The following is a 5,508-nucleotide window of genomic DNA, read 5'->3' on the forward strand; positions in this document are numbered from 1 at the left end:
ACGCCGTCCACGCCCAGTTCGACCGGGTCCTGAACGCACTGGAGGAGAAGCTCCCCGCAGTCGCCACCCACCTCGAGACAGCCCGGGCCGACGTGCTCGCGTTCACCGGCTTCCCGAAGGAGATCTGGCGTCAGCTCTGGTCCAACAACCCCCAGGAACGTCTCAACCGCGAGATCCGCCGCCGCACCGACGTCGTGGGTATCTTCCCCGACCGCGGCTCCCTGAGCCGGCTCGTCGGAGCGGTCCTGGCCGAACAACACGACGAATGGATCGAAGGCCGCCGCTACCTCGGCCTCGACGTCCTCAGCCGCTCACGCCTCACCCTCGTCCCGACCGAGAAGGAGGAACAAACAACCGAACTCGGCGCCCTCAGCGCCTAGAAATCCAAGAATCACGCGGCAAACGCGTTACACCACGCATTTGGACTNAAGGCGAAACTCGTCTTGCAGTCGCGGTGAGCTCCCCTTTCTCTAACGATGGGCAGTGAAGGTGTCTCCTGACCACTCTGTACGTCCATCTAGACGACCGGATCATCCCCGCGCTGAGGTTCTCCAGACAGGGCCGACCCGGGCGACCACCGGCCTTGACCGATATTGAGCTGCTCTGCCCTATCGTCGCCCAACACTTGCTCGGCATAGCCTCGGACCGAAAAGGTCACGTCCCGCGGAGTGGTGGAGTTTCTCGACACTGTGCGGGTCAGTGGTTTTAGTTTAGGCGGCGGCGAGTTCGGGGAGGATCACCGCCTCGTCGAGGACTCGATGGGGTTGTTCATGGTGGTCAGCTCGAGCATTGATGCTTCGGAGAAGTAGCGTCGTTCGCCGGCCTCCCACTCGTCGTGCTGCTCGATCAGGACCGACCGGCCAGGCGCAGCAGGGCCGCGGCGTTGGGGAACACGCCGACGACGTCGGTGCGACGTTTGATCTCTTTGTTGACGCGTTCGAGCGGATTCGTGGACCAGATCTGGCGCCCGTGTCGCCTCGGAAACCCGGCGAAGGCGAGTAGGTCGGGTTGCGCGTCGACGAGCATTGCGGCGACCTTCGGGTGCGAGCGGCCGAGCATCGTGGTCACCTCACGGAACTGCTTCTCGATGTGCTCACGGTCGGGCTGGGCGAAGATGGTGCGGATGATCGAGGCGACCATCTCCTGCGATCCCTTCGGGACCACGGCGAGGACGTTGCGCATGAAGTGCACCCGGCAGCGCTGCCAGCCGTGGCCCTGGAACGCGGTCCCGATGGCCTTCTTCAGGCCGGTGTGAGCGTCAGACATGACCAGCTTCACCCCGTCGAGGCCGCGGGTCTTCAACGACCGCAGAAACGCCGTCCAGAAGCCCTCGTTCTCGCTGTCACCAACGTGGTCATGTTCGCCAGGTCGACCTGCTTTGTAATCGAAACGGAACGTCTGGTATGGTATATTCCATGCCCGCCCGAACACATGGCCGCCCGCGCGATTCACGAACGCACGCCGCAATCTTGTCCGCCACCGTCGCGCTTATAGTCGACGCCGGGTACGGTGCCCTCACGATCGTTGGGGTCGCCGCTCGAGCGGGGGTTGGCAAGGATGCGATCTACCGCCGATGGTCGGGCAAGCCGGAACTCGTCTACGAGGCTGTGTTCACCTCTGCGGATGCGGACCCCATTCCGGATACGGGCACATTGATCGGCGATGTCACGATCCTCGTCGAAAGACTAGTGGACGAGTTCGCCGCGCCTGCCGCAGCCGTAGCGCTCCCTGGCCTGTTGGCTGACTTCGCGGACCAGCCAGCATTGCGGATGCGCATCCGAGAGGACTTACTCGCCGGCGTGAAGGCGCGGCTGGTTGAGGTTTTCGACCGCGCTGCCGCCCGCGGCGAGCTCGTGGCAGACGTGCCCGTCGAGCTCATCCTCGACAGCCTGGCGGGCACTGTGCTTTTCCATGTGGGATTGGTTGGCGCGCCGGTCACTCCTGAACTTCCTCGCCACCTCGCGGCGATGGTCGTGACCGGGATCAAGACACGATGAATGTTTGGTCAAATCGTACGGGGTCGGTGGCGGCCGTGGTGGCCGCGATTCACCTTATACGTGACCAGGTCGACCCCGCCCGGCTCCTCCTACGCTCAGCAGTCGCCGACATACCGAAGCGCGCGCTGCATGCGGTCTGGCACCTGGTGGGTGTCGACCGCGTCCTCGGTGCGTCGACCCCGCTCTACTTAGGCATTGTTCTCCCCACAGGTAGCGGGCTCGTTGCCGCGGTCTTCCCTATTCTCGCGTTCCAGCTCAACCTGATAGCCGTGTACTTGCCCTGCCGCAGTGGCTGCTACTTCTTCCCGTCGCTGTCCATAAGCCATCGGCGCAGCATGATGCGAGACGGCTGGCGTCTCCATGACAATCTTGTGGATGTGACCACGTGAGAAGACCGTTAGCCGGTGAGTTGCTCTCTGTACTGCTCGAAATGCGGCCCCGGCGAGCATCCGGCCTGCCACCAGGACAGCGTCTGCTCCGTGGTTTCCCTCGCTTTGCAGACAATCCGCTGCGGTCACCGCCGCTCACGGGGAGTCTTCAACTGGACATCGACGGCGAAGGTCTCGCAGCTCCGCTGGTTCTCAAGGCAACGGACCTCGCAGCCCTGCCGCAATGTTCCCAGACAAATGACTTCCATTGCGTCACCACTTGGACCACTCAGGGTCTCCATTGGCAGGGCGTTAGTATGCGCGACGTCTGGAACGACATCATCAGCCCGCTTCTCGCGGAAGGCGCGGCTCCCACGTTCATCACGGTCGATGGCTTGGACGGGCACAGCGCCGTCTTCCTGCTCGAGGACCTACTCGGCCCCGATGTGCTCATTGCGACCAGTCTCAACGGGCAGCCCCTCGACCGTCGTCACGGCGCGCCGCTACGTCTCGTCAGCCCGGGACAGTATGGCTATAAGAGTGTGAAGCACCTGGAACGACTTGCCCTTCACAATCAGGAGCCGCGGAGTATCCTCGGTTCGAAGGAACACCTGCGGGCACGCGTGGCCTTTGAAGAACGTCACAAATGGATACCCGCGTGGATCTTAAGGCGGGTGTACCGCGCGCTTATTCCAATCACTGCAGTCCTCGCCGAACGCAGTTTACTTCTTGCCGATTCGCCTCCGGCTATACGCAGAGACGCCGCCCAGGGGATTCGTTTTCAACGCCCGGCAGCGGCCGTAGCCGCCGTGCTGGTAGCTAATATTGCATCGGTGCACGCGTACTGGGCCCTTGGGGGCAGATGGCCCGGTACCGACGAGATGTCGTTGGCGCGTCGGGTCGTAGGAGACACGACGGCAATGCCACACCCCGCCGCAATTGCGTTGGTGCCGGTCCCCCTTGCGGGCGTGGCAGCCCTGTTGCTCGACTTTGCTGGGCGGTCGCGGCTGTCCAGGCCTGCGCCGCGCAAGCGAGCGGGTTTGCGCCTCTTCGTCATCTTGACGGCCCTCCGCGCCCTAGCGGGTGCCACCGGCTCCACCATTGCGGTTCTTCGCGGCACGAAAGTGCCCTACTTTCGCCTTGATCTACTGATTTTCTCGCCGCTGTGCGCGCTGCTGGCGGGGCTGACCGCCTTCGTGGTGGCCGGCGAGGGAGGCACCCGACGCGTCGAAAAGAAAAGGTAAGCACACGGTGTACACCGTAAGCTCCCTCTCTGAAGAGTACGTCGCACACGTCAAAAATTTGAATAGATGAAGGGATCACGATGAAGTTGTACAGATCCACCGCCGTCACCGCCGGAGTGTTCTTCCTGCTGACTGAGGTGGCCGCAATAGCGGGAGTTGCTTTCTATAGCCCGATCCTGAACGGGGCCGACTACATCACCGGCGCCGGCGCCGAGGGTTCGATCCTCCTCGGTCTGCTATTCGAACTGCTCTTAGTGATTGCCGCCGTGGCCACCGCTATCACGCTGTACCCGATCCTGAAGTGGCAGCATGAGGGCCTAGCCCTGGCATTCGTCGCTGCGCGTGTGCTGGAGGCGGCAATCATACTCGTTGGATCCTTTAGTCTGCTGGCGATTGTTACGCTCCGCCAGCAGTTCGAGGCAACCCCAGACGCCGACCCGGCCACCCTGTCCACCATCGGCTCTACGCTTGTGGCCTTGCGAGACTGGACATACCTGTTCGGGCCGGGCTTCGCTCTCGGTGCCGCCTCGCTGCTGCTGGCTTCGTTGATGTACTCGTCCCGCCTGGTGCCACGGGGCATTGCCGTACTGGGTCTTGTCGGCGGCGCGCTAATCAGCCTCTCCGCCATCGCCGTGATGCTCGGCCTGTACGGGCAGTTCTCTACTCTCGGCCTCGTCGTGGCGCTCCCGGTGTTCGCCTGGGAGCTGTCTCTCGCGCTGTGGCTAATCCTGAAAGGCTTTCGCCCAGTGAGCATTCTCAGCACTCCCGTTCCTTCTCTCACCCCAGCCGCCCGAGAAGCCTCGGTCCACCGGTCGACCTGACTGAGCCGGGTCCTCGCCGATCGACCTGAAGTTTCTGGCGGTGGGCGTGGCGGTGAAGCCGACCTTGCTGCCGGTGGTGTTTCTGTTTCGGTTGCGCCGTCCATCCGGTTTTCTAGGGCCATCTGGCCGGAAGGAGAGTTTCTGGGCTCCTCGTTTACGAGGTTGGGCCCCGACCTCGCAACACTGAACCTCAAAATCTAGGCCGCCGTCGGCCGGCAAAACATGGCGCGATTCGGCGTCATCACCCCAGGACTGAGGGCAGGGCGTCCCTTGCCCTTATCGACGTGCCGGATACCACCGTTCGGCACGCCATCATCACCAAAATCCAAATCGCGACTGGCTTGAAGATGCAGCGTTCGCAGTGAGCGCCGCCATTCTGCACAATCCTGGCGCCAGAAAACACACGAAAGGTTTGTCATGACACGAGTCACTGATGTTCACGTCCGTACATTCGTCGAGAAAGCAAGCGCTGTCGGGCGGCGATTAGAGACGCTTGCGAGCGAACAGGACGATTGGTGGGTGACTGATCTCACGCCGCCCATGATCTTGGATCAGGGCCTGCGCCCGGGTTCGCGTGGGGGTCACGGCTCCGTTCGCTACAGCGTGCTCGAGCACAATCCGGGTCAGAGTGTGGTGTTCGGGTTCGATCCTTCAATCGGGCTCGACGGCACCCACCGATTCATCGTCACCCAGGAGGGCGATCGTGTCAGTGTTCGCCACGAGCTCGACGCCGAAGCTTCCGGTGTCATGCGGGTGCTTTGGAGGCCGCTCGTGCTGCCAATGCATAGCGGCGTGATCGAGGATATTTTCGATCGTCTTGAGCGCGCTTCTACTGGCACTGCCCATCGCCAGCGGTCAACGAGTGCATCCCTGAGGTGGATTGCCCGTCGCATGGCTTCCTTCGGCCTCTAAGCCTTAGTACCGTTCAGTTATGCTTTTCCGTGTTTCGTTGTGGTCATGGCGTGGACAGGGGGGTGCCCCTATGTTTTTGTCAAGCCGCGAGTTGATGGTCGGTTTGATAAAGGGTGCCGTCGCGCAGCATGGCATAGAGAACGTCGCAGCGTCGTCGGGCTAGGGC

The 5,508-nt window shown here is 62.5% G+C and carries 6 protein-coding genes and 2 pseudogenes; 7 read left to right on the top strand and 1 reads right to left on the bottom strand.

Going from position 1 to position 5,508, the window contains the following annotated elements:
- On the top strand, positions 1-380 hold a 380-nt coding region (locus tag E3T28_RS12745), incomplete at its 5' end, for a transposase (RefSeq protein ID WP_174844004.1).
- A gap of 116 nt (positions 381-496) precedes the next feature.
- Positions 497-631 (top strand): annotated as a pseudogene (locus tag E3T28_RS17430) (IS982 family transposase); the annotation flags it as partial.
- 79 nt (positions 632-710) lie between these two features.
- On the opposite strand, the pseudogene E3T28_RS12755 reads toward E3T28_RS17430, so the two are convergent.
- Positions 711-1,350: pseudogene (locus tag E3T28_RS12755) on the bottom strand (IS256 family transposase); the annotation flags it as partial.
- A gap of 119 nt (positions 1,351-1,469) precedes the next feature.
- On the opposite strand from E3T28_RS12755, the gene E3T28_RS12760 reads away from it, so the two are divergent.
- The 5 genes from E3T28_RS12760 (at position 1,470) to E3T28_RS12780 (ending at position 5,342) form a co-directional block, all read left to right on the top strand.
- A complete protein-coding gene (locus E3T28_RS12760; protein WP_198417208.1) occupies positions 1,470-1,997 on the top strand; it encodes a TetR/AcrR family transcriptional regulator in 528 nt (175 codons plus the stop codon).
- A complete protein-coding gene (locus tag E3T28_RS12765) occupies positions 1,994-2,386 on the top strand; it encodes a hypothetical protein (protein WP_134431871.1) in 393 nt (130 codons plus the stop codon). Before E3T28_RS12760 ends, E3T28_RS12765 begins: the two co-directional genes overlap by 4 nt.
- A 41-nt stretch (positions 2,387-2,427) precedes the next feature.
- Positions 2,428-3,609 (top strand): molybdopterin-dependent oxidoreductase, encoded by a 1,182-nt coding sequence (locus E3T28_RS12770; RefSeq protein ID WP_241979334.1) that lies wholly within the window; start codon positions 2,428-2,430, stop codon positions 3,607-3,609.
- Between the two features lie 80 nt (positions 3,610-3,689).
- The gene (locus E3T28_RS12775; RefSeq protein ID WP_134431877.1) at positions 3,690-4,430 is read left to right on the top strand and encodes a DUF4386 domain-containing protein; all 741 of its coding nucleotides are present in this window, start codon (positions 3,690-3,692) and stop codon (positions 4,428-4,430) included.
- A 417-nt stretch (positions 4,431-4,847) separates the two neighbouring features.
- Positions 4,848-5,342, top strand: a complete 495-nt coding sequence (locus E3T28_RS12780; RefSeq protein WP_134431880.1) for an SRPBCC family protein — start codon at positions 4,848-4,850, stop codon at positions 5,340-5,342.
- The last annotated feature ends 166 nt before the right edge of the window (positions 5,343-5,508 follow it).

Origin of the sequence: Cryobacterium sinapicolor, from assembly GCF_004403465.1 — a bacterium.
Classification (GTDB): domain Bacteria; phylum Actinomycetota; class Actinomycetes; order Actinomycetales; family Microbacteriaceae; genus Cryobacterium; species Cryobacterium sinapicolor.